The sequence below is a fragment of the Rhizobacter sp. OV335 genome, assembly GCF_900142965.1.
In the GTDB taxonomy this organism is placed as follows: Bacteria; Pseudomonadota; Gammaproteobacteria; order Burkholderiales; family Burkholderiaceae_C; genus Rhizobacter.
Window position 1 is genome coordinate 23,215 of sequence record NZ_FRCQ01000011.1, and the last position, 21,924, is coordinate 45,138.

Below are 21,924 nucleotides of genomic sequence, written 5' to 3' on the forward strand. Positions count from 1 at the left end.
AGTGGATTCTAGGTGGTGGCCGAGTCAACCCTTGGCCCAGGGCCTTGGTCCGCCGATGACATGCATGTGCAAATGTGGGACTTCCTGCCCACCATCGGCGCCGGTGTTGACCACGGTGCGGAAACCGTTGCTTGCACCCTGCTCGCGGGCCAGCTCCGGGGCCAGCGCCAGCATCTTGCCGAGCAAGGCCTGGTGCTTCTCCGGCACGGTGTCGTACAGCGAGGCCAGGTGCTCCTTCGGCACGATCAGGAAATGGATCGGCGCCCACGGCGCGATGTCGTGGAAGGCGATCAGTTCGTCGTCTTCATAGACCTTGCGGCTGGGGATCTGGCCCGCAGCGATCTTGCAAAAAATGCAGCTCGGATCCTGGCTCATGGCGCGGGCACCGGCATCGGCGTGTTCGAGTTCAGGTTCACCCAGCCGCGCACGACGCGGTAGAGGAACCAGATCGAGATGACGCCCCAGGCGATCCAGCCGGGGATCACGAACAGGAACCACAAGGGCAGCGTGACGACGTAGAGCACGGCGGCCCAGATCACCGAGCGGATGCGCCAGCGGAAGTGCGACTCCTGCCAGCTGCCGGCGGCTTCGTCCTTCTTCACCAGGTCGAGGATGAAGGCGACGATCAGCAGCGTGATCGAGGCCTGCGTGCCGGGCAGCACCGCGCCCACCGCGACGATCGCATGCAGCAGGTAGCTGATGTGGCCGATCGTCTTCAGCGACGAGTCCCGTTCAGAAGTGTTCACGACATCGTTCATGTTCCGTCCGCCTCTCGGGTTTGCAACTTGCGCGCGGCGAATTCCTCGAGGCCGGACAGGCCCTCGCGCCGCTCCAGCTCGGCGAGCACGTCGGCCGGTGTCAGGCCGAAGGCGCTCAGCGCGAGCATCGAATGGAACCACAGGTCGGCGACCTCGTAGACGATCTTCTGGCGGTCGCCGTCCTTGGCGGCCATCACCGTCTCGGTGGCTTCTTCGCCGATCTTCTTCAGGATCGCATCGGTGCCCTTGTGGAACAGCCGGGCGACGTAGCTCTTGTCCGGGTCGCCCTGGCGGCGCGACTCGATCACCGCCGCCAGGCGGGCCAGCGTGTCGTTGCCGTTCGAGGTGCTCACCGCGGTTTTCACGTCCGTCATTTGTAGATCGTCCCGGGGTCTTTCAAGACCGGCTCGACGGTCTGCCAGGCCCCGTCCTTGTAAAGCTGGAAGAAGCAGCTGTGGCGGCCGGTGTGGCATGCAATGCCAGGTTCGTGGCCGCGCTGCGTCACCTTCAGCAGCAGCACGTCGTTGTCGCAATCCAGGCGCATCTCGTGCACCTGCTGCACGTGCCCGCTTTCCTCGCCCTTGTGCCACAGGCGCTGGCGCGAGCGGCTGTAATAGACCGCCTCGCCGAGCTCGGCGGTGCGGGCCAGCGCCTCGCGGTTCATGAACGCGAACATCAGCACGTCGTTGCTGCCGACCTCCTGCGCGATCACCGGCAGCAGGCCTTGCGCATCCCACTTGATCTCGTCGAGCCAGCTCATCGGGCGAGTGTATCTGTGGCGTAAGTCGGGCCCGAGAAACCGCGTTCCTCGGCGAACCAGGCCAGCACCGGCACGGTACCGGGCAGCACCGGCTGCACCTGCACCGGCAGGTTCTGCCAGGCCATCTGCTGGCGTTCGCGCATCTCGAACTCGCCGGTCCACTCGAAGACCTTGCAGAAGTGCAGCCGCACGCGCGCATGGGGGTAGTCGACGATCTCGATCTTCCACGGCTGCACCGGCCCGATCGTGATGCCGATCTCCTCGTGCAGCTCGCGGCGCAGCGCCTGTTCGACGCTCTCGCCGGCCTCCAGCTTGCCGCCGGGGAACTCCCAGTAGCCGGCGTAGACCTTGCCTTCAGGCCGGCTGGTCAGCAGGAAGCCGCCCTCGGCATCGATCAGCACGCCGACAGCCACCTCGACCGGCGTGCGTTCGTCGCCGCCGCTCATGACGCGTGCCGCCCGGCGTAGTCTTTCGCGAACTGGAACGCGACCCGGCCCGAGCGCGAACCCCGCTCCAGCGCCCACACCAGCGAGGGCTGGCGGGCGATGGCGATCTCGTCCTCGCCGACCCCGAAGCCGCGCAGCCACTGCGCGACGATCGCGAGGTATTCGTCCTGGCTGAACGGGTAGAAGCTGACCCACAGCCCGAAGCGTTCGCTCAGCGAGATCTTCTCTTCGATCACCTCGCCGGGGTGCACCTCGCCGTCGTCGGTGTGCTGGTACGTGAGGTTCTCCTTCATGTACTCGGGCAGCAGGTGGCGGCGGTTGCTGGTCGCGTAGATCAGCACGTTGTCCGACGCCTGCGAGACCGAACCATCGAGGATGGACTTGAGTGCCTTGTAGCCGGGTTCGCCCTCGTCGAAACTGAGGTCGTCGCAGAACACGACGAAGCGCTCGGGCCGCTCGGCGACCAGGTCGACGATGTCGGGCAGGTCGACCAGGTCGGCCTTGTCGACTTCGATCAAGCGCAGCCCGCGGTCGGAAAACTCGTTCAGGCAGGCCTTGATCAGCGAACTCTTGCCGGTGCCGCGAGCACCGGTGAGCAGCACGTTGTTGGCCGCATGGCCGGCGACGAACTGCGCGGTGTTGCGCAACAGGCGTTCCTTCTGCGGCTCGACCTCGACCAGCTCCGACAAGCGCACATGCGCGACATGGCGGACCGGCAGCAGCTGCCCGGTGGCACCGCGCCGGCGGTAGCGAAACGCGATCGACGCGGACCAGTCGGGTGCGGCCAGCGGCTGCGGCAGCACCGACTCCAACCGGGTGAGCAGCGCATCGGCGCGTTGAATCAGTTGCAGCAACGTGTCGGGAGCGAAAGACATGCGGGACCGCCGGGTCTACCGGCACCAAGGCTGGAACGGGCCGTCAGTGTAGCGGTCGCGTTTTGGTGCCCGGATCAACCACGCCCGGCAACGACGACGGAACGCGGCGCACACCGGTACGTCCCCCGGCCGGCCGACTTGGCCTCGTACAAGGCCTTGTCCGCCAGCGCCATCAGCGAACCCTCGGTGCTGTCGTCACCCTCGTAGAACGAGATCCCGATGCTCGTCGTCACGCTCAACGAATGCCCCAGCACCTGCTGCTCCGCCGAGATCGCCGCGAGGATCTTGCGGGCCAGGAAATGCGGCTCGTCCACCGTGTTCAACCCTTCGAGGATCACGACGAATTCGTCGCCCGCCAGCCGCGCCACCGTGTCGGTCTTGCGCACGCTGGCCGACAGCCGCTGCCCGAAGGTCTTCAGCACCTCGTCGCCACCGGCATGGCCGAGCGTGTCGTTGATGCCCTTGAACTTGTCGATGTCCATGAACATCAGCGCCATCGGCCGGCCACTGCGCCGGCAGCGCGACATCGCCTCCGAAAAACGCTCTTCGAACTGCCGCCGGTTGGCCAGGCCCGTCAGCGCATCGACCCGCGCCAGCGTCTGCAGCTTCCGCTCGAGTTCCTTCTGCGCCGAAATGTCGTTCGTCAGGCTGTACACGCCGATCACCCGCCCCTGCTCGTCGCGGTGCGGCAGGTAGTTCACCTGGAAATGCCGCGGCCCCTGCCCCAGCACCGCCACCGTCTCGAACTGCACCGTCTCGCCGCGCAGCGCGCGCTCGATCTGGCGCTGCCGCAACGCCATCACCTTCGGCGGCAACACGTCCTGCATGCGCCGGCCCAGCGCATCGGCCACCCGGATGCCCGTCCAGGCCTCGAACACCGGGTTGCAGAACTGGAAACGCAGGTCGGTGTCGACATACGTGATCAAGGCCGGCACGTTGTCGGTGATCGTGCGCAGCCGCGCCTCGCTCGCGGCCAGCTGCGCCTGCGCCTGGTGGCGCTCGGTGATGTCCATCACCATGCCGTAGAGGCCGGCGACGCTGCCGTCCGGCCGCCGTTCGGGCACGTACTCGACCAGGTGATGGTGCTCGCGGCCGAGCCACTCACCGTGCCGCTCGTAGCGCACGCGCTCGCCGCGCAGCGCGGCCGCGATGTGTTCTGCAATGACAGCGAACGCTTCCGTGCCCAGCACGTCCTGCATGCGCTCGCCGATCATCGCCTTCGGGTCGAGGCCGGCCATCGGCAGGTAGCGGGCATTGGCGAACTGGTAGCGCAGGTCGGCGTCGACATGGAACACCAGCGCCGGCAGGTTGTCCGACACCATCTGCAGCCGGCGCTCGCTGCGCGCCAGGCGCTGCGCCAGCGGCAGCACGTGCGAGCGCAGCAGCCAGGCGCCCACCAGCACCAGCGCCGCCAGCAGGCCCGTCAGCAGGTGCAGCCGCGAGCGGATGTAGCTGAACAGCTCGCCGCTGTCGGTCTTGACCACCAGGCCCAGGTTGACGCCTCGCAGCGGCGCATAGCCGGCCTGCACCGGCACGTCGCGCAGGTCCTTCACCGAATCGGTTCCCGTCATGCCGAGCAGCGCCTTCGAGATCGGCAGATAGGGCTGGCCGTCTTTCCGGTACATCGCGATGTGGCGGCCGGCCTCGTAGAAGCGGCTCGGCAGGCACACCGCGTCGTCATCGATGCGCGCGCACAGCAGCGCGTCGGTCGAATCGTCGCGGTGCTGCAGGTCGTACAGCAGCCCGGTCAGCACGCCCAGCCGTCGCTCCAGCATCAGGCCGCCGACGCGCTCGCCGTTGCGCTCGACCGGCAGCTCGCTGTGCAGCACCAGCCCGTCGTCCCACAGCAGCGTCGAGTGGCCATCGCCCAGCGGCAGCGCCACCGAGGCCACACGCAGCCGCGCCGAACCCGCCTCCAGCAGCGACTCGCCTTGCCCGTTCTGCACGCGCAAGGCGCTGTAATCCTGGCCCAGCACGCTGGCCGCCAGCTCGCGCAGGTCGTCGAAGGCCTGCGCATCGGTCGGCTTCACCGCCAGTTGCGCGAGCGCCCGCTGCACAGCGAGCTGCCGCGACACGCTCTCGGCGATCTCCATCTCCTGCTTCAGGCTGTGCGCGAACGCGCCGGCATGGCCGCGCGCCGCGGTCTCGAGCCCCTCGGCCACCGTCATCTTGTAGGCGCGCTGCATCAGCCCGAAGCCGGCCACGCCCGACACCACGGCCACGATGCCCAGCACGCCGACGGCGGTGCGCGTGATGCGGTCTTCGGGCCGCTCGCCCGCCGTGTCGCTCGACTCTCCGGCCAGCAGGCTCGACCACAGCGTCGCGCCCAGCACCACCAGCATTGCCATCACGGCCGCCGACATGCTGTTGAACGACAGCAGCTTGTACATCTCCTGCAGGTCGAGCACGTAGCCCGTCAGCGCCGACAACCCGACCGCGAGCGTGCCGTACACGCTGCACGACACCAGCAGGCTGCGCCAGCGCAGCCCCGGCCGGTGCTGCAGCCACAGCGCCAGCCCGGCGAACAGGAAACCGAGGCAGGAGTTCGGCGCCAGGCGCCCGGGGTGCGACGAGGTCGACTGCATCGCGCGGTGCAGCGCCGGCAGGTCGATGCCCAGGTCGAGACCGCTCAGGTGCTCGGCCAGCACCAACGCGGGCAGCAGCACCAGCAGCGCGGCGCACCACGCCAGCCGGCGCGACGGCACGCGCGGGTCGCTCCACAGCGCGACGGCCGCCACGAGGCCGAGCAGGCCGGCATTGAAGCTGGCCGGCACCGCGTTCAGGAACAGGCGCGCCAGTTCGATGCGGCCGCTGAGCACGCCGGCCATCACGCACACGCCCACGCCCGCCAGCCACAGGGCGGCGAGACGATGGAACGGCACACGGGGAAAGATCGGCATGACGGCAACCATGCGCCGCCAGATGCGGAGCTTTGCCGGATATCGGCCGACTCAGCCGGGTTCTTGAGCGGCTGGTGGCACCGCCAGCACGGCCTGGTCGGCCAGCGCGAACACCCGGTCCCCGGCGCCCGGCCGGATCGTCTTCAGCCCGGTGAACGCACCGAAGGCCGGCAATACGCCGACGCGCGCGCCAAACCAGAAGCACGGCAGCCGCAGGTGGTCGTGAGGCCGTCCGCCGAGCACGATGCCCGGGTGCAGGTGGCCGGCCAGCACATAGGCGCTGTCGCGCGGCACCGGGTGGTGGCACAGCGCCAGGCCGCCGAGCAGCAGCGGCTCGTCGACCACCTCCATGCGTGCCCAGGCGGGCGGATCGCCGGCATGGGCGTCATGGTTGCCGCGCACCAGCGTCAGATGCAGATCCGCATGGCGCTCGCGCCAGCGCGCGAGCGCATCGAGCGTCGAGGCGGCATGCGCATGGACGGAGTGCAGGAAATCGCCGAGGAACACGATGCGCCGCGCGCCATGCCGCTCGACCAGCCCGGTCAGCCGCGACAGCGTGTCGCCGGTCGTCGCCTCCGGCACCGGCACGCCGAGCCGGCGGAACGACACGGCCTTGCCGAGGTGGGCATCGGCGATCAGCAAGGCCTGCTGCGCCGGCCACCAGATGGCCTTCTGCGGCAACAACGCGAGGCGCTGGCCGCCGACGTCCGCCGTGACCATGGCCGTGTGAAAAAGAGGGAGGCCGGCGTCAGCCGACCAGCAGGCGCAGCGCGGCGTCCAGGTGCTCGGTCGGCACGCGCTTGAAGCCCGAGCGCGCATAGCGCTGCAGGCGGCCGACCGCAAAGCCGGTCAGCACCGACGACTGCGCGTTCGCATCGACCGTCGGCGTCGACGAGCCGGCCGCTTCGGCGGCGCTGCGCAGGCTCTGGCGCAGCTGCGATTCGATGCGGTCGAAGAACTGGTTCATGCGGGCGACCAGGCGCTCGTTCTCGAACACCAGCGCATCGCCGACCATCACGCGCGTCATGCCGGGGTTCTTCTCGCCGAACTGCAGCAGCACGGTGAGGATCTTCTGCGCCTGCACGACCCCGCTCGTCTCGCGCTCGGTGATCTGGTTGACCAGCGTGAACACGCTCTGCTCGATGAACTCGATCAGGCCTTCGAACATCTGGGCCTTGCTCGCGAAATGGCGGTACAGCGCCGCTTCGGAGACATCGAGCTTGCCGGCCAGCGCGGCGGTCGTGATGCGGTCGGCACCCGGCTGCTCGAGCATGTGGGCCAGCGTCTGCAGGATCTGCACACGGCGTTCGCCGGGCTTCGGGCGCTTGCGGCCCGCCGGTTCGGCCACCGCGTCGGCTGCCACCTCGGGACTGGTGTCTTCGGGGATGGCAGGGGTGTCGGTCATCGCGGCGGTCGGAGTTGTCACAGGGTGGGGAGCTTGTTCAGCGATCGAATTCTTGCATACACATAGGGGGGCTTTCGGCAAGGGTGAACGCCAACTTCTGTGCTGTTGTTCGCAACTTTGGCCGTCTTCAGGTAGCGCTGCATCCAGACCGTGCGCATGCCGATGCGGTGCGCGGACTTCTGGTGCGCCAGCGTGTCCTCGACCAGCACGCAGCGCCGCGGCGCCACCTTCAGCCGCACCGCGACGCGCCGCAGCATGCGCGCGTCGGGCTTCGGGCGCAGGTCGCCGAACATCGTCATCTCGTCGATGCTGATCACGCCGTCGAAGCAGTCCGCGAGCCCCAGCGCCCGCAGCACGCGCAGCGCGTAGGAGCGCGGCGCGTTCGTCAGCAGCACCTTGCGGCCGCGCAGCCGGCGCAGCGCGGCGCGGTCGTGCGCGTGGGTGCGCAGCCGGTCCTCGAGGCCGGGCAGGCGGTGCGTTTCCTCGAGGAAGTGGCTCGCGTTGACGCCGTGGTGGCGCACCAGGCCGAGCAGCGTCGCGCCATAGCGGTCCCAGTAGTGCTGGCGCAGCGCCGACGCCTCGGCCGGCGCCAGGCCCAGGTGCGCCGCGATGTAGTCGTTCATCGCCTGGTTGGTCGGGCCGAACGCGGCGTGCGACGCGTCGTGCAAGGTGTTGTCGAGGTCGAAGAGCCAGACTGTCGAGTGACGCCGCCCGCTGCTCATTCGGCCAACTCATCGAGGATCGGGCAATCGGGCCGCTGGTCGCCGTGGCAACAGCTCGCCAGCCGCGACAGCGTGCGCTTCATCGCCTCCATCTCGGTGATGCGGCGGTCGAGGTCGGCCATGTGGGCGAGCGCGATGCGCTTCACATCGCCGCTCGCGCGCCGGCGGTTCTGCCACAGCTTCAGCAGCTCGCCGATCTCGGCCATGCCGAAGCCGAGGTCGCGGGCGCGCCGGATGAAGCGCAGCGTGTGCACCTCGTTGTCGCCGTACTGGCGGTAGCCCGCGTCGGTGCGGACGACCGACGGCAGCAGCCCCAGCGATTCGTAGTGCCGCACCATCTTCGCCGACACGCCCGAGCGTTGCGCCGCTTCGCCGATGTTCATCGTGCCGCTCCCTTCCAGCGCCGCAACAGCAGCGCATTGCCGACCACGCTGACGCTGCTGAACGCCATCGCCGCACCGGCGATCACCGGGTTCAGCAACCCGAAGGCGGCCAGCGGGATGCCGACCACGTTGTAGATGAAGGCCCAGAACAGGTTCTGGCGGATCTTGCGCTGCGTGAGCCGCGCGATCTCGAGCGCATCGGCGACCAGGCGCGGATCGCCGCGCATCAGCGTGACGCCGGCCGCCTGCATCGCGACATCGGTGCCGCTGCCCATCGCGATGCCGACGTCGGCCGCCGCCAGCGCCGGCGCATCGTTGATGCCGTCGCCAACCATCGCGACACGCGCGCCGCCGCGGCGCAGCGTCTCGACGAGCGCCGCCTTGTCCTGCGGCAGCAGCGCGGCGTGCACTTCGGTGATGCCGAGTTCGCGCGCCAGCTTGGCCGCAGCACCGGCGCTGTCGCCGGTCAGCATCAGGCAGCGCACGCCGAGTGCTTGCAGCTGGCGCACCGCGTCGGCCGCATGCGGCTTCGCGGCGTCGCCGAACGCCAGCAGGCCGCGCAGCCGCGACAGCGGTGCCGCCTCGGCCAGCCACGAGACGGTACGGCCGTCGGCTTGCAACGCGTCCGCGCGCGCCTGCAGCGGCGACAGGTCGATGCCCTGCTCCGCCATGAAGCGGCTGCTGCCGAGCAGCAGCGTGCGCCCGCCGACCTCGCCCGACAGCCCGCGGCCGGCGACGCTGCGCACCTGGCCCGCCGTCGTGATCGCAATGCCATCACGCTTCGCGGCGGCCAGCACGGCCGCGGCCAGCGTGTGCTCGCTGCCGGCCTGCAGCGCCGCGCTGTCAGCGAGCAGCGAGGGTGCATCGCCGTCGGCCGGTTCGCAGGCGACAAGTTCCGGATGGCCTTCGGTCAGCGTGCCGGTCTTGTCGAACGCGACGATGTCGACGTGGCGCGCGCGCTCCAGCGCCTCGGCGTCCTTGATCAGGATGCCGCGCCGGGCCGCGACGCCGGTGCCGGCCATCAGCGCCGCCGGCGTCGCGAGGCCGAGCGCGCACGGGCAGGCGATCACCAGCACCGCGACGGCGTTCAGCACCGCCTGCTCCCAGGCCCCCGTCGCCAGGCCCCAGCCGAGCAGCGTGACGACCGCGATCACCAGCACCACCGGCACGAACACCGCGCTGACACGGTCGACCAGTTTCTGGATCGGCGCCTTCTTCGCCTGCGCCGACTCGACCAGGTGGACGATGCGCGACAGCGCCGATTCGGCACCGAGCGTCGTCGCCCGCACCAGCAGCAGGCCTTCGCCGTTGACCGATCCTCCCGTGACGCGCCCGCCCGGCTGGCGCAACACCGGCAGGCCCTCGCCGGTGATCAGCGATTCATCGACATGGCTCTCGCCTTCGAGCAGCTCGCCGTCGACCGGCATGCGCTCGCCGGCCCGCACGACGACGAGGTCGCCGACCCGCAGCTGCGCAATCGGCAGCTCGAGTTCGACACCGTCCCGCCGCACGCGCGCCGTCTGCGGGCGCAGCGCATTGAGCGCCTGGATCGCATCGGTCGCCTGTCGTTTGGCGCGCTGCTCCAGCCATTTGCCGAGCAGCACCAGCGTGATCACCACCGCCGACGCTTCGAAATACAGGTGGCCGTGGCCTCCATGCGCCAGCAGCTGCTGCACGCTGAGGCCGAACGCGGCCGAGGTGCCGAGCGCGACCAGCAGATCCATGTTCCCGGTGCGCGCGCGCAGCGCCTTCCAGCCGGCGCGGTAGAAACGGGCGCCGAGCACGAACTGCACCGGCGCCGCCACCAGCAGTTGCAGCCAGCCCGGCAGCATCGCGTCGATGCCGGCGAGCGACAGCAGCATCGTCAGCACCAGCGGCAACGACAGCGCGGCGGCCGCGATCACCGGCCAGGCCGGCGCGGCGGCGGCCGGTGCCTCGTCGTCTTCATGCACATGCGCCGCATAACCGGCCTTCTCGACCGCCGCCAGCAGCGCCGCGGCATCGCCGGCGCTCGTCTGCACCTCGGCCCGCTCAGTCGCCAGGTTGACGGTCGCCGACACCACGCCGGGCACCTTCCGCAGGGCTTTCTCGACACGCGTGACGCAGGACGCGCAGGTCATGCCGTCGATGCTGAGGGACAGGGAGTTCGTGTTCATGCCGGGAGTCTCGACCTTACCATCATGGCAAGGTCAAGGCCTTGGAGCGCGTGGGGATTCATTCCCCGGCTTGACCTTGCCACGGTGGCAAGCTTCACAGTCTGCGCACTACCTCAACGGAGAACCCCATGATCGAGTTCCAGGTCGACGGCATGAGTTGCGGCCATTGCGTCAAGGCGGTGACGCAGGCGCTGAAAGAGGCCGATCCCCACGCGCTGGTCGTGGTGAACCTCGCGGAGCACACCGTCGAGGTGGAATCGGCGTCCGATCGAAGCCTCCTCGCCGCAGCGTTGACCGAGGCAGGGTACCCGCCCCGTTAGCCACGCCTCAGTGGCTGCGGATCATCGTGCCGTAGGCCTGCTCGGTCAGGATCTCCAGCAGCATCGCGTGCGGCACCCGGCCGTCGATGATGTGCACGGTGTTGACGCCGTTCTTCGCCGCATCGAGCGCCGATGCGATCTTCGGCAGCATGCCGCCGCTGATCGTGCCGTCGGCGAACAGCTCGTCGATCTCGCGCGCCGACAGGTTGGTCAGCAGCTTGCCCTGCTTGTCGAGCACGCCCGGGATGTTGGTCAGCATCAGCAGCTTCTCGGCCTTCAGCACCTCGGCCAGCTTGCCGGCCACCACGTCGGCATTGATGTTGTAGTTCTCGTTCTCCGAGCCGAAGCCCAGCGGCGAGATCACCGGGATGAACTGGTCGTCCTGCAGCGCCTTGACGACCGACGGGTCGATCGACTCGATCTCGCCGACCTGGCCGACATCGTGCACCTTGGTCGGGTCGTCGCGGTCGACCATCTTCAGCTTGTGCGCCCGGATCAGCCCGCCGTCACGCCCGGTCAGGCCGACGGCCTTGCCGCCGACCGCATTGATCAGGCCGACGATGTCCTGCTGCACCTGGCCGGCCAGCACCCACTCGACCACTTCCATGGTCTCCTCGTCGGTGACGCGCATGCCCTGGATGAAGGTGCCCTTCTTGCCGATCTTGGCCAACGCGTCCTCGATCTGCGGCCCGCCGCCGTGCACCACCACCGGGTTGATGCCGACCAGCTTCAGCAGCACCACGTCTTCGGCGAAGTCCTGCTGCAGCGACGGATCGGTCATCGCGTTGCCGCCGTACTTGATGACCATGGTCTTGCCATGGAACTTCTGGATGTACGGCAGCGCCTGGGCCAGGATCTCCGCCTTGTCGCGCGGGGAGATGTGCGACAGGTCGGGGCCGTTGTTGTGGCCGGCGGGCTTGCTGGCGGGGGGCTCGTTGTTCATGAGGAGGCTTTCCGGAACGCGGCCGCCACGGACCGCTGCGGCGCGAATTGTAGGGTCGGGATTCAGGTCGTGTGCACGCCGCGTCCGGCCGGCGGCACGCCGCCCGGCGCATCCTTCGACAAGGCCATCACGATGCCGCACAGCTCGTGCATGCGCTGCGGGCCGCACACCTGGGTCAGCAGCTCCAGTTGGCGCTCCAGCACCTGCAGGCTCGCCAGCCGCTCGCGCACGTGCGCCAGGTGGCCTTCGATCACCGCGTCCACCTTCGAGCAATCGGCCTGCGGGTGGTCGAGGAACTCGAGCAGCGGCCGCACCTCGTCCAAGCTCATGTCCAGCGACCGGCAGTTGCGAATGAAGCGCAGCCGTTGCACATCGGCCTCGGTGTAGCGGCGGTAGTTGTTGCCGCCACGCGCCGGCGCGGGCAGCAGCCCGGCCTTCTCGTAGTGCCGGATCGTGTCGACCGACACGCCGGTGGCTTCGGATACATCCTTGATGCGCATGGGGACTTGACCTTGGAGGGACTCCAGGCTTTCGAATGTGCCACAGCGCTTTCGCCTTGCCTCGAGTTCTCCATGTCACGACATTGCTGCGATCACGATCACCACGCCCCGGCCGGTGCCCTTACCACGGGCCACGCGGGCCACGCGGGCCACGCGGGCCATGACCACGGCCACGGTCATTCCCACGACCACCTGCCGACCGGCCCGGTCTCGGCCGCCTACCGCCGCGTGCTGTGGGTCGCGCTGGTGCTGAACGCCGGCATGGCGGTGCTGGAAATCGGCGGCGGCGTGCACGCCGATTCGGCCTCGCTGCTGGCCGATGCGGCCGATTTCTTCGGCGATGCCGTCAACTACGGGCTGAGCCTGGTCGCGCTCGGGCTGGCCGCCGTCTGGCGGCCGCGCGTCGCCTGGTTCAAGGGCGCGACGATGGCGGTCTACGGTGCCGGCGTGCTGGGGCTGGCGCTGTGGCACGCCTGGTACGGCGCGTCGCCGGCGGCGGCCACGATGGGCTGGATCGGCGCGCTGGCGCTGGCGGTGAACCTGGGCGTCGCGCTGCTGCTCTACCGCTTCCGCGACGGCGATGCCAACATGCGCTCGGTGTGGCTGTGCAGCCGCAACGACGCGATCGGCAATGCCGCAGTGCTGCTGGCGGCGGTCGGCGTGTTCGGCACCGGCACGATGTGGCCGGACGTCGTGGTCGCGCTGCTGATGGCCGGCCTCGGCCTGCAAGGCGGCATCGCGGTGATGCGGCAGGCGCGTACCGAGCTGCGGCGGGCCGGCCCGCTCAGTACCGCGTCGTCAGGTTCGTGAGCCAGGCGGGCGACACGTCGACCGCCCAGGCCTCGAAGCGCTTGTCCCATCCGCCCAGGATCGTGATGCCGATGGCCAGCATCAGCACGCCCAGCAGCAATTTGCCGCCCTGCCCGGCCGCCATCAGCCGGCCGCGCCAACGGGCGACGGCGCTGCGCGACAGCGAGCCCAGCAGCAGCAGCGGCGTGCCGGCCCCGAGCCCGAACAAGGCCATCAGCAGCGCGATCTGCGCCAGGTCCTTGCCCTGCGAGGCGAGCGTCGTCGCGGCGCCGAGCGTCGGGCCGACGCACGGGCTCCAGATCACGCCCAGCACCAGGCCGACCACGAACTGGCCGCCCGCACCCTCGAGCCGCAGGCGCGACAGCAATTGGTCGCCGGCCGCGCTCAGGCCCGACGTCGCCCCCGCGAAGCGCGCCTGCAGCCGTGTCGACAGCAGCAGCACGCCGAAGGCGATCATCACGACCGCGGCGACCGCCCGGAAGCTGCCCGAATCCAGCCCGAGCGCGGCACCTGCCGTCGCCAGGAAAAGCCCGACCACGCTGAACGACAGCGCCAGCCCGAGCGCCAACGCATACGGACCGAACCGGTGCGCACCGACCGCCGTCGCCAGCAGGATCGGCACCAGCGGCAGCACGCAGGGCGACAGCGTCGACAGCACGCCCGCCAGGTACCCGAGGCCGAAGGTCGCGGCACCGAAATCCATGCTCACAGCGCCTGCGCGAACACCACCTCGATGCCCGGGCGCGTGGTTTGCCCCGTCGAACGGGTGACCTCCTTGCCCCCCTTGAACACGACGAAGGTGCTCTGCTGCGACACGCGCAGCGCCTTCTTCAGCGCCTTCTCGGTGTCGAAGTCGGCGACGAAGAACTGCACCGGCTTCATCGGCGGCTCGTTCAGCACCTGCTCGACCACCGGCTTCTGTGCACGGCAAGTCGGGCACCAGTCGGCGTGGAACTGCACGATGACCGGCCCCCCCGCCGCGACCGCCTTGTCGAAGGCGGCCTGGTCGAAGGGACGGGGCGCCGCCGCGGCGATCGAAACGGCCGCACCCGCCAGCCACAGGGTCAACAACTTGAACAGGGTTCGCATCACGCACACTCCAGGGAGAACGAACACGTGGGTCGCTCGCCGGCCCCCGAACTTACACACCGGGTCTTGTGGCGCGGCACGCAGGCCCCCACCTACCGGCTGCAAGTTCCTCTTTACCGAGGTCCTCCTGACAGAGAAAGGCAAACCGACATGAAACGACTTCTTGCCATGCTGGCCTTCGTGGCCATGGGCCTGGTGTCGGCCGCGGCGTTCGCGCTGCCGTCCGTCACCGATGTGCAGGCCGAGGTGCAGAAGGGCAACTACGCCCAGGCCGAAACCTTGATGCGCGACGTGGTGGCCGCCAAGCCCGGCAGCGCGAAGGCGCACTACGTGTATGCCGAAATCCTCGCGCACAACAAGCGCTACGAATTCGCGCTGCAGGAGGTACGCCTCGCGAAGCAGCTGGATCCGGCGATCGGCTTCACGCAGCCCGAGAAGTTCAAGAGCTTCGAGCAGCTGCTGGAGCGCGAGCAGCGCGGCGCCAGCGTTGGGGGCAATGCGACCGGTGGCAACACGGCCGGCACGGCGATGCAAGCTCCGCGCGCCGTCGAGCAGCGCAGCAGCGGCATCCCCGGCTGGATCTGGGGCGCCGGCTTCGCGGTGATCGCGGTGCTGCTGTGGCGCATGTTCAGCGCCCGCCGCGCTCAGCCGATGACGCCCGCCTATGCCGGCGGCATGCCGACCGGCGGCTACGGCCCGAACTACAGCCCGATGGGCGGCGGCACCGGCAGCGGCATGCTGGGCACCGGCCTGGCGGCGGCCGGCGGTTTCGCGGCCGGCATGCTGGCCGAGAAGATGCTCGACGGCCACCGCGACGGCGGATCGTCGTCGGCCAGCCATGCGTCGGATGGCGGCCTCACGCCCGGCTACTTCGACAACGGCGCAGCCGATGAGCTGTCGAACCGCTCGGTCGACTTCGGTTCCGGCGGCGATTGGGACAGCGGCGGCGGTGGGGGTGGCTCCGACGGCGGCGGCAGCGACGGTTGGTGACTCAGGGCCGCGGCCGCACGAAGCGCAGCGCGAACCGGTCGGCCGGCTGCTTCATGTCGAAGAAGGCCTGTTCGCGCGGGTCGCCAGGGTTGCGCAGGAAATCGCTGTCGGCTTCGAACACGAAGCCGGCCGCCTCGACTTCCTGCCGCACCAGCTGTTCGTCGATGCGGTGCAGGCGCTTCGCATCGGCCGTGCCGGTGCCGGCCTTCGCCGCATGGTCGACCAGCACCAGGTGCCCGCCCGGTTTCAGCGCCGCGAACATCGCGGCATTCAGCTTCGCGCGGTCAACCGTCGAATACGCGATGTCGTGGTACGACAGCACCAGCGTCACCAGGTCGACACGCGGTGCATCGGCCGGAAACAGGTCCTCGAACGGCCGCACCAGCACCGCGAGCTGCGGCTGCGGATGGGCCGTCAGGCGCTTGTCGAGCATCGGCCTGCGCTGCTCCACCTGCGCCCACACCTTGCCTTCGGGGCCGGCCGCCAGCGCCATCAGCTGCGCCGTGTAGCCGCCACCGGCCGACACGTCGAGCACCGACATGCCGGGCTGCACCTGCGCGAAGCGCAGCAGCTCGATCGGGTGGCGGCCGGCATCGGCCTTGCGGTCGTCGTCGGTGCGCAGCGGGCTGGCGAGCAGCGCGGCCGGATCGGCATCGGTGGCTGCATCGGCGGCAGCCCGGGCCGGCCACGGCAACGCCATCGCCGCGAGCATCGACAGGATCACGATTCGGCGAACACGCGGCTGGCTCATCTTCGGCTCCCTGGAAAGAGGCCGCATTCTGCGACGGATGCGTTTCAGGCGCCCGACAGGGGATTCAGGGGTTCAGCACCGCATGCACGATGCCGCCCAGTTGCTCCAGCGTGTATTCCTTCTGCATCAGGCCCTTGACGCCGGCCTCCTGCGCCGCGGCGCGCATCTCGTCGGAGATGAAGCCCGAGCTGATCACCACCGGCAGGTCGGCGCGGATGCGCGCGATCTCGGCCGCGAGTTCCATGCCGGTCAGCTCCGGCATGTTGTAGTCGGTCACCACCAGGTCGTAGGCGCCAGGGTCGCGCTGCAGCAGCGCCGCCGCCTCGCGCGGCTGGTCGATGCCGGTCACGCGGTAGCCGGCGCGCTGCAGCAGGCTCTCGACCATCAGCAGCATCGCCGGGTCGTCGTCGACCACCATCACGTGCTGGCCGCGGCCCGTGGGCGCCTGCACCGGCGCGGCCGCCACCTCCGCGCGCTGCGGCCGGTGCGCCAACAGCGGGAAGTAGAGGTGGAAGCTGCTGCCGCGCCCTGGTTCGCTCTCGACGTCGATCGCACCGGCATGCGCCGTCATGATGCCGTGCACCACCGAGAGCCCGAGGCCGGTGCCCTGCCCGACCCGCTTGGTCGTGAAGAAGGGTTCGAACACCCGCGCGCGTGTGGACTCGTCCATGCCGACGCCGTTGTCGGCCACCCACAGGTGGGCACAGGCGCCGGGCGCCAGCTCGCCCAGGCGCTGCGCCTCGTCGGCATCGATGCGGCGCTCGTCCAGCCCGATCGTGATGCGGCCGCTGCTGCCCTGCAGCGCATGCCAGGCGTTGGTGCACAGGTTCAGCAGGATCTGCTGCACGTGCGTGGCGTCGGCGCTGACGAACAGCGGCCGGTCCTCGAGCGCCAGCACCAGCTCCACGGTGGCCGGCAGCGTCGAGCGCAGCAGCGCGATCGATTCCTCGATCATCGGCCGCATCGGCTGGCTCACCAGCTCATGCGGCTGCATGCGGCTGAACGCCAGGATCTTCTGCACCAGGCTGCGCGCGCGCACGCCGGCCATCTCGATCTGCTTCAGCGGCGGCGTCGCGCCATGGGCCTCGTCGAGCCGGTCGCGCGCCAGCGACACGTTGCCGAGGATGGCCGCGAGGATGTTGTTGAAGTCGTGCGCGATGCCGCCGGCCAGCGTGCCGATCGCCTCCATCTTCTGCGACTCGCGCAGCTGCGCCTCGAGCAGCACGCGCCTCGCCTCGGCCTGCTTGCGCTCGCTGATGTCGGTCACCATGCCGAGCGAGCCGACATAGCGGCCGGCCTCGTCGAACACCGGCGTGACCGACATCGACACCCACAGCGGCTGCCCTTCGCTGCGGTGCATGCGCAGCTCGACGGCCTCGACCGTGCCCGCCTGCCGGCTCGCCAGCGCATCGGGCGCCAGCCGCCCGCCGGGGTCGTCGAGGAACTCGGCGAGCGGGCGGTCGAGCATGTCGGCCGCGCCCTGGCCGAGCAGGCGCAGCAGCTTCGGGTTGACGAAGGACAGGCTGCCCTGCGCGTTGACGAGCCAGATGCCCTCGTTCGCCGTCTCGACGATGCGGCGGTAGCGCAGCTCGCTGTCGCGCAGCTCGCGCGTCATCACGCGGGCGACGCTGTAGGCGCGCATGCGCCCGGTCGTCAGCTGCCACGTCAGCGCGGCCAGCAGCAGGCTCAGTCCGATGCCGGCGAAGCCGATGATGCGGGCCGATTCGCGGTGGTGGCGCGCCTCGAACTCCGGCGTGCTGCGCACCTGCACCGTCCAGCTCTGCCCGGCCACGCCGATGTACTCCTGCGCCTCGAAGCGCGCCGGCTGGCGGTCGGCCTCTGCGCCGATCGAGCGGTACATCATCGCGTCGTCGCTCAGCTCGACGCCGTCGTAGATGCGCAGGTCCAGCCCCGGCGTCGACTCGCCGTACAGGCTGGACATCAGGTCGCCGATCCGGAAGCCCGCCCACACCCAAGCCACCACGTTGCGCCGCCGCGCGGCCACGCTGTCCAGCGTTTGTCCGGGCGCGTACAGCGGCAGCAGCATCAGGAAGCCGTACTGCGGCGCATGGTCGGGTTCGGTGACGAGGCGGATGCGACCGGTGATCGCGACGCTGCCGGAATCGCGCGCCTTGTCGAGCGCGGCGCGGCGCGACGGGTCGGTGGAGATGTCGTAGCCGAGCGCGCTCAGGCTGCGGCCGACCGCCGGCGCGATGTAGGTGACCGGCACGTAGCTCGCGCGCGGGCCGGGCGGGCGCACCTGGTAGCCGGCCACGCCGGACAGGCGCTGCGCCGCTTCGTGCGCCGCCACGTCGGGACCCTGCACCAGCGGCCCGTAGGCGATCGCCTGCAGGCCGTTGAAGTCGACGCCGACCAGCAGCGCATCGACATAGCGGTCGAAATGCGCGCGGTCGACCGAGCCGGACGCGAGGAACAGCCCCTGCACGCCGCGCAGCATCTGCTCGAAAGCCGCCATGCGCTGCTCGATGCGGCTGGTGGCCTGGCGCAGGCTGAAGTCGAAGCTCGCGCGCAGCGCGGCCTCCTCGGACGCGCGCTCATGGCGCCACGCGAGCGCGGTGACCGTGAGCGAGAGCGCCGCGACCAGCAGCGACATCAGCAACGGAAAGGCTCGCTTCACGCCGGGCCCGTGCTCAAAATTGAGTCATCGTGCGCGCCAGATCGGCCGAGAAGTACTTCTCGAAGATGCGCTGCATGCTGCCGTCGGCCCGCATCTCGTCGACGAGCGCGCGCCACGCCTGCTGCTGCGCCGGCGACAGCGACTTCTTCGACATGATCAGCCCGTGCGGCACCGGCGGGTCGTCGAACTCGACGATGCGGGTCTGCGCGCGGATCGTGCCCTGCTGCACCGTCGGGTAGTCGAAGGGCTCGATGATCATCGCCTGCACGCGGTTGTCGAGCAGCACCTGGTACAGCGGCTCGAGACTGGACGCGTGGCTCACGCGGCCCTGCGCATCGAGCGCGTCGACGAGGCGGTTGGCGGTGGTGCTGTAGCGGAAGCTGCGGATCACGCCGAGCCGGAGCTTCGGGTTGCGCTCGAAATCGGCCAGCTCGGCGACGCCGGCATCCTGGCGCACCAGCAGGTAGTACTTGTTCGACACGTACCAGGCGAACGCGGCGAACTGCTCGCGCGCCGGGTTGGTGATGCCCGACAGGCTGAAGTCGAGCGCGCCGCCTTCGATCAGCTGCCAGATGCGGGCGCGCGGCAGCACCGAGACGACGAACTTGCAGCCGCTGCGGCGCGCCAGTTCATCGGCGATGTCCTTGTCGATGCCCTCGCCGGTGACACCCGAGTAGAGCAGGCCGTGCTCGTGCAGCGCGAGGCTCATCGGGCGCGGGCAATCGGGCCTGTCGGCGGCGATGGCCACGCCACCGCCGAAGGCCAGGGCCCACACACATCCCCAGGCCCGCAGCCAATACAACGACATCTGCATGCTCGATCAGAGACCCCCTGGGCCGGCAGCATAGTCCCGGCGCGGGCCGCGTGGCCCCGGGACTTGCCGCAACGATCGGGAAAATGCCACGGCACCCTCGGCCGGAGCGGCAGAATCTGCGCCTCGATGACGACTTCTTTCTCTTGCTCCCTCGCCGGTGGCGCCCGCCTCGCGCTCGCCGCGCTGTTGCTGCTGGCCGGCCGGCCCTGCCTCGCGCCGGCCAGTGCGCAGGCCGCCGAGGCTTATGCGATGCAGGCGCAGCGGCAGCCGGAATTCCGCCGCATGCAGGTGCTCGGGCGCACGATGTTCTTCGACCCGGCGCTGTCGGCCTCCGGCGAACAGAGCTGCGCGAGCTGCCACGACCCGGCCTCGGCCTACGGCCCGCCGAACGGCAAGCCGGTGCAGCCGGGCGGGCGCGACGGGCAGGCACTGGGCTTTCGCGCGACGCCTTCGCTGCGCTACCTGCAGAACGTGCCGCCGTTCACCGAGCACCGCTTCGACGACGACGTCGACGAGAGCGTCGACCAGGGCCCCGCCGGCGGCCACGACTGGGATGGTCGCGCGGCGACGGTGCACGAGCAATCGGGGCTCGCGCTGCTGTCGCCGAACGAGATGGCCAACGCGAGCGCGGCCGAGGTGGTGGAGCGGCTGCGCCGCGCGCCGTATGCCGGCGAGTTCCGCGCGACCTTCGGCGCCGATGCGCTCGATGCGGTGGAGCCGGCCTTTCAATGGGCGCTGCTGGCGCTGGAGATGTTCCAGCAGGATGCGGCGCAGTTCCATCCGTACAGCAGCAAGTACGACGCGGTGCTGCGCGGCCGCGCGAACCTGTCGGCGCAGGAGGCGCGCGGCCTCGCGCTGTTCAACGACGAGACCAAGGGCAACTGCGCGTCATGCCATCCGAGCGCGGTCAGCGCGACGACCGGCGCGTTCCCGTCCTTCACCGACCACGGCCACATCGTGGTCGGCGTGCCGCGCAACCGCGAGCTGCCGGCGAACCGCGATGCGGGCTTCCACGACCTGGGCCTGTGCGGGCCGGAGCGGCACGACCTCGCCAACCAGCCCGAGCACTGCGGCGCATTCCGCACGCCGACGCTGCGCAACGTGGCGCTGCGGCAGGCGTTCTTCCACAACGGCGTGCTGCACACGCTGGACGAGGTGATGCAGTTCTACGTGACGCGCGACCTGGAGCCGCAGCGCTGGTTCGGCCGCGGCGCGGACGGCAAGGTCGAGCTGTATGACGACCTGCCTGGCGCGCTGAAGGAGAACGTCAACCGCGATCCGCCGTTCGATCGGGTCGCGGGCGACAAGCCGGCGCTCGATGCACAGGAGATCGCGGATGTGATCGCGTTTCTGAAGACGCTGACGGATGGGTGGCAGGCAGGAGACTGAATCACTCCACAGGCCCAGCCGCCGGAATCGTCAGCAGCAACTCCGATTCGTCCACCAACCTGTAGACCGGGCGCTTGCCCGACAAGCGCTCGCTGTTGTCGAGAATGATCTGCACACCCTCGCCGCGCTTGTCCATCATCGCGCTGCGCCCGGTCAGGTCGCGCTCATCGTCGGGCACCACGCACTTGGCCAGCAGGCTGGTGATGGCCTCGTTCCGCGCCGCCTGTCGATAGGGCAGGCTGTCGACCGTCATGGTGTTGGGAATGGCGCCCGGCGAATACAACTCCAGGCGGTCCGCAAACATGCGCAACCTGATCTTCGCGCCATGGATCGAATAGTCGCGGTGCGCCACGGCGTTCACCAGGGCCTCAAACACGGCGTTCATGTCGTACTGGGGCAGGTCACGTCGCCCCTCGCGCTTGGTCGCGGCGATCCGCATGTTCCTGCGAACGAAGTGACAGGCCGCCAGCACCTGTGCGTCGAGCGGCCCTGTCAGGTCCTTGGCGTCGATTTGATGGTAGGTGCCATCGCCGGGCGGCAGCACATCGGTGCCGCGGTAGGCAACCGCCTGGATGAACGCGTTGGGCAACCAGCGTCGCGGATCTTCGCTCGCCATCAACACACCGGCCACCGTGGGACGCAGCGTTCCATCCGCATCCCCACGGGCCATGGCCAGTTTGTCCAGCAGCACGTCCCGGCTGTCGGCAATGCGTGGACCGGCAAAGCGTTGCCAGAACTTCGGGACCAGGTCGTCCAGCCCGGCACCCGGAACAGGCTGCTCATCGAAGCGGATGAGGCGAACCTGGCTGCGCTGCTGAAACAGCCGCGCCAGATAGTCGGGCGGCATCTCGCGTTTGGCGCTGCCCACGCGATGCAGATAGCCGCCCGGACTGCGATGCACGAACAAGCTGGCCGAGACGTCGATCCTGAGCACCGGCACCTCCGAGCCAGTGCCGTCCGGAAGGGTCAGACGTTCGATCACGGGCGCCAATGGAGGGACGATGCTGTCCAGGCACGATTGCCGGACGAAATCTTCCAACGCATCGAGGCGCTCCAACGGAATGCCCAGCACCTCGCGCGAATCGCCGACACCGAGAACACACACCCCGCCGCGGCTGTTTGCGAATGCGGCGAGTTCATCGGCCAACGAATCCCGATGCGGCGCGGTCACCCTCTTGCCTGCAAAGCGAACCTCCTTGAGCTCCAGGAACGAATCCTCGCCCAATCGGATTTTCAGAAGCAGATCACCAACGTTGTCGAACACGGTCGAACCTT

Annotated in this window: 24 protein-coding genes; 4 read left to right on the forward strand and 20 right to left on the reverse strand. The window is 69.5% G+C overall.

Annotated elements, in window-relative coordinates:
• Positions 1-24 precede the first annotated feature (24 nt).
• The 12 genes from BUE42_RS13335 to BUE42_RS13390 form a co-directional block, all read right to left on the reverse strand.
• Positions 25-375 carry a histidine triad nucleotide-binding protein gene (locus BUE42_RS13335; RefSeq protein WP_073465601.1) on the reverse strand — a complete coding sequence of 117 codons (351 nt, stop codon included), beginning with the start codon at positions 373-375 and terminating at the stop codon, positions 25-27.
• Positions 372-758, reverse strand: a complete 387-nt coding sequence (locus BUE42_RS13340) for a DUF4870 family protein (protein WP_073465602.1) — start codon at positions 756-758, stop codon at positions 372-374. Before BUE42_RS13340 ends, BUE42_RS13335 begins: the two co-directional genes overlap by 4 nt.
• Positions 755-1,132, reverse strand: coding sequence for a phosphoribosyl-ATP diphosphatase (locus tag BUE42_RS13345; RefSeq protein WP_073465603.1), 378 nt, complete (start codon positions 1,130-1,132; stop codon positions 755-757). Before BUE42_RS13345 ends, BUE42_RS13340 begins: the two co-directional genes overlap by 4 nt.
• Positions 1,129-1,518: a phosphoribosyl-AMP cyclohydrolase gene (hisI, locus tag BUE42_RS13350; protein WP_047584645.1), complete on the reverse strand. Its 390-nt coding sequence runs from the start codon at positions 1,516-1,518 to the stop codon at positions 1,129-1,131. The genes BUE42_RS13345 and hisI overlap by 4 nt, the downstream gene beginning before the upstream one ends.
• Positions 1,515-1,964, reverse strand: a complete 450-nt coding sequence (locus tag BUE42_RS13355; RefSeq protein ID WP_073465604.1) for an NUDIX domain-containing protein — start codon at positions 1,962-1,964, stop codon at positions 1,515-1,517. Before BUE42_RS13355 ends, hisI begins: the two co-directional genes overlap by 4 nt.
• Positions 1,961-2,839, reverse strand: coding sequence for an ATP-binding protein (locus tag BUE42_RS13360; RefSeq protein WP_073465605.1), 879 nt, complete (start codon positions 2,837-2,839; stop codon positions 1,961-1,963). The genes BUE42_RS13355 and BUE42_RS13360 overlap by 4 nt, the downstream gene beginning before the upstream one ends.
• A 74-nt stretch (positions 2,840-2,913) precedes the next feature.
• Positions 2,914-5,739 (reverse strand): diguanylate cyclase domain-containing protein, encoded by a 2,826-nt coding sequence (locus tag BUE42_RS13365; protein WP_073465606.1) that lies wholly within the window; start codon positions 5,737-5,739, stop codon positions 2,914-2,916.
• A gap of 51 nt (positions 5,740-5,790) precedes the next feature.
• On the reverse strand, positions 5,791-6,459 hold the full coding sequence (gene pdeM, locus BUE42_RS13370; protein ID WP_073465607.1) for a ligase-associated DNA damage response endonuclease PdeM: 669 nt from the start codon (positions 6,457-6,459) through the stop codon (positions 5,791-5,793).
• Positions 6,460-6,487: 28 nt separating this feature from the next.
• The gene (slmA, locus tag BUE42_RS13375; RefSeq protein WP_073465744.1) at positions 6,488-7,144 is read right to left on the reverse strand and encodes a nucleoid occlusion factor SlmA; all 657 of its coding nucleotides are present in this window, start codon (positions 7,142-7,144) and stop codon (positions 6,488-6,490) included.
• 17 nt (positions 7,145-7,161) lie between these two features.
• Positions 7,162-7,866, reverse strand: coding sequence for a pyrimidine 5'-nucleotidase (locus BUE42_RS13380; protein WP_073465608.1), 705 nt, complete (start codon positions 7,864-7,866; stop codon positions 7,162-7,164).
• Complete coding sequence (gene cueR / locus BUE42_RS13385; RefSeq protein ID WP_073465609.1) at positions 7,863-8,249, reverse strand: Cu(I)-responsive transcriptional regulator; 387 nt, start codon at positions 8,247-8,249, stop codon at positions 7,863-7,865. Before cueR ends, BUE42_RS13380 begins: the two co-directional genes overlap by 4 nt.
• Positions 8,246-10,405: a heavy metal translocating P-type ATPase gene (locus BUE42_RS13390; RefSeq protein WP_073465610.1), complete on the reverse strand. Its 2,160-nt coding sequence runs from the start codon at positions 10,403-10,405 to the stop codon at positions 8,246-8,248. Before BUE42_RS13390 ends, cueR begins: the two co-directional genes overlap by 4 nt.
• Before the next feature lie 128 nt (positions 10,406-10,533).
• Here BUE42_RS13390 and BUE42_RS13395 point away from each other — a divergent pair, with 128 nt between their 5' ends.
• Positions 10,534-10,725, forward strand: coding sequence for a heavy-metal-associated domain-containing protein (locus tag BUE42_RS13395; RefSeq protein WP_073465611.1), 192 nt, complete (start codon positions 10,534-10,536; stop codon positions 10,723-10,725).
• A gap of 7 nt (positions 10,726-10,732) precedes the next feature.
• Here BUE42_RS13395 and argB read toward each other — a convergent pair whose 3' ends face one another.
• Together argB and BUE42_RS13405 are read right to left on the reverse strand one after the other, a co-directional pair.
• The gene (gene argB, locus BUE42_RS13400) at positions 10,733-11,668 is read right to left on the reverse strand and encodes an acetylglutamate kinase (RefSeq protein ID WP_073465612.1); all 936 of its coding nucleotides are present in this window, start codon (positions 11,666-11,668) and stop codon (positions 10,733-10,735) included.
• A gap of 62 nt (positions 11,669-11,730) precedes the next feature.
• A complete protein-coding gene (locus BUE42_RS13405) occupies positions 11,731-12,168 on the reverse strand; it encodes a Cd(II)/Pb(II)-responsive transcriptional regulator (protein WP_073465613.1) in 438 nt (145 codons plus the stop codon).
• A 72-nt stretch (positions 12,169-12,240) separates the two neighbouring features.
• Here BUE42_RS13405 and BUE42_RS13410 point away from each other — a divergent pair, with 72 nt between their 5' ends.
• Entirely contained in the window at positions 12,241-12,978 is a 738-nt protein-coding gene (locus BUE42_RS13410; RefSeq protein WP_083614111.1) for a cation efflux transmembrane domain-containing protein, read from the forward strand.
• On the opposite strand, the gene BUE42_RS13415 is transcribed toward BUE42_RS13410, so the two are convergent.
• Positions 12,953-13,681: a cytochrome c biogenesis CcdA family protein gene (locus BUE42_RS13415; RefSeq protein ID WP_073465614.1), complete on the reverse strand. Its 729-nt coding sequence runs from the start codon at positions 13,679-13,681 to the stop codon at positions 12,953-12,955. The two genes, BUE42_RS13410 and BUE42_RS13415, sit on opposite strands and share 26 nt — an antisense overlap.
• Positions 13,682-13,683: 2 nt before the next feature.
• A complete protein-coding gene (locus BUE42_RS13420) occupies positions 13,684-14,067 on the reverse strand; it encodes a thioredoxin family protein (protein ID WP_073465615.1) in 384 nt (127 codons plus the stop codon).
• 150 nt (positions 14,068-14,217) lie between these two features.
• On the opposite strand from BUE42_RS13420, the gene BUE42_RS13425 reads away from it, so the two are divergent.
• A complete protein-coding gene (locus BUE42_RS13425; protein ID WP_143171479.1) occupies positions 14,218-15,057 on the forward strand; it encodes a tetratricopeptide repeat protein in 840 nt (279 codons plus the stop codon).
• Position 15,058: 1 nt separating this feature from the next.
• On the opposite strand, the gene BUE42_RS13430 is transcribed toward BUE42_RS13425, so the two are convergent.
• From BUE42_RS13430 to BUE42_RS13440, 3 genes are all read right to left on the reverse strand, one after another.
• Complete coding sequence (locus tag BUE42_RS13430; RefSeq protein ID WP_073465617.1) at positions 15,059-15,808, reverse strand: class I SAM-dependent methyltransferase; 750 nt, start codon at positions 15,806-15,808, stop codon at positions 15,059-15,061.
• Positions 15,809-15,872: 64 nt separating this feature from the next.
• Entirely contained in the window at positions 15,873-18,446 is a 2,574-nt protein-coding gene (locus tag BUE42_RS13435; protein ID WP_143171481.1) for a CHASE domain-containing protein, read from the reverse strand.
• Between the two features lie 13 nt (positions 18,447-18,459).
• Positions 18,460-19,254: a substrate-binding periplasmic protein gene (locus BUE42_RS13440; protein ID WP_369822968.1), complete on the reverse strand. Its 795-nt coding sequence runs from the start codon at positions 19,252-19,254 to the stop codon at positions 18,460-18,462.
• A 132-nt stretch (positions 19,255-19,386) separates the two neighbouring features.
• Between BUE42_RS13440 and BUE42_RS13445 the strand changes: the two genes are divergently transcribed.
• The gene (locus BUE42_RS13445; protein WP_073465620.1) at positions 19,387-20,649 is read left to right on the forward strand and encodes a cytochrome-c peroxidase; all 1,263 of its coding nucleotides are present in this window, start codon (positions 19,387-19,389) and stop codon (positions 20,647-20,649) included.
• A gap of 1 nt (position 20,650) precedes the next feature.
• Here BUE42_RS13445 and BUE42_RS13450 read toward each other — a convergent pair whose 3' ends face one another.
• A complete protein-coding gene (locus tag BUE42_RS13450; protein ID WP_073465746.1) occupies positions 20,651-21,913 on the reverse strand; it encodes an ATP-binding protein in 1,263 nt (420 codons plus the stop codon).
• Positions 21,914-21,924 lie beyond the last annotated feature (11 nt).

Coding starts and splice junctions, on each gene's coding strand:
- BUE42_RS13335 (WP_073465601.1), bottom strand. CDS start 375: ATGAGCCAGGATCCGAGCTGCATTTTTTGCAAGATCGCTGCGGGCCAG.
- BUE42_RS13340 (WP_073465602.1), bottom strand. CDS start 758: ATGAACGATGTCGTGAACACTTCTGAACGGGACTCGTCGCTGAAGACG.
- BUE42_RS13345 (WP_073465603.1), bottom strand. CDS start 1,132: ATGACGGACGTGAAAACCGCGGTGAGCACCTCGAACGGCAACGACACG.
- hisI (WP_047584645.1), bottom strand. CDS start 1,518: ATGAGCTGGCTCGACGAGATCAAGTGGGATGCGCAAGGCCTGCTGCCG.
- BUE42_RS13355 (WP_073465604.1), bottom strand. CDS start 1,964: ATGAGCGGCGGCGACGAACGCACGCCGGTCGAGGTGGCTGTCGGCGTG.
- BUE42_RS13360 (WP_073465605.1), bottom strand. CDS start 2,839: ATGTCTTTCGCTCCCGACACGTTGCTGCAACTGATTCAACGCGCCGAT.
- BUE42_RS13365 (WP_073465606.1), bottom strand. CDS start 5,739: ATGCCGATCTTTCCCCGTGTGCCGTTCCATCGTCTCGCCGCCCTGTGG.
- pdeM (WP_073465607.1), bottom strand. CDS start 6,459: ATGGTCACGGCGGACGTCGGCGGCCAGCGCCTCGCGTTGTTGCCGCAG.
- slmA (WP_073465744.1), bottom strand. CDS start 7,144: ATGACCGACACCCCTGCCATCCCCGAAGACACCAGTCCCGAGGTGGCA.
- BUE42_RS13380 (WP_073465608.1), bottom strand. CDS start 7,866: ATGAGCAGCGGGCGGCGTCACTCGACAGTCTGGCTCTTCGACCTCGAC.
- cueR (WP_073465609.1), bottom strand. CDS start 8,249: ATGAACATCGGCGAAGCGGCGCAACGCTCGGGCGTGTCGGCGAAGATG.
- BUE42_RS13390 (WP_073465610.1), bottom strand. CDS start 10,405: ATGAACACGAACTCCCTGTCCCTCAGCATCGACGGCATGACCTGCGCG.
- BUE42_RS13395 (WP_073465611.1), top strand. CDS start 10,534: ATGATCGAGTTCCAGGTCGACGGCATGAGTTGCGGCCATTGCGTCAAG.
- argB (WP_073465612.1), bottom strand. CDS start 11,668: ATGAACAACGAGCCCCCCGCCAGCAAGCCCGCCGGCCACAACAACGGC.
- BUE42_RS13405 (WP_073465613.1), bottom strand. CDS start 12,168: ATGCGCATCAAGGATGTATCCGAAGCCACCGGCGTGTCGGTCGACACG.
- BUE42_RS13410 (WP_083614111.1), top strand. CDS start 12,241: ATGTCACGACATTGCTGCGATCACGATCACCACGCCCCGGCCGGTGCC.
- BUE42_RS13415 (WP_073465614.1), bottom strand. CDS start 13,681: ATGGATTTCGGTGCCGCGACCTTCGGCCTCGGGTACCTGGCGGGCGTG.
- BUE42_RS13420 (WP_073465615.1), bottom strand. CDS start 14,067: ATGCGAACCCTGTTCAAGTTGTTGACCCTGTGGCTGGCGGGTGCGGCC.
- BUE42_RS13425 (WP_143171479.1), top strand. CDS start 14,218: ATGAAACGACTTCTTGCCATGCTGGCCTTCGTGGCCATGGGCCTGGTG.
- BUE42_RS13430 (WP_073465617.1), bottom strand. CDS start 15,808: ATGAGCCAGCCGCGTGTTCGCCGAATCGTGATCCTGTCGATGCTCGCG.
- BUE42_RS13440 (WP_369822968.1), bottom strand. CDS start 19,254: ATGTCGTTGTATTGGCTGCGGGCCTGGGGATGTGTGTGGGCCCTGGCC.
- BUE42_RS13445 (WP_073465620.1), top strand. CDS start 19,387: ATGACGACTTCTTTCTCTTGCTCCCTCGCCGGTGGCGCCCGCCTCGCG.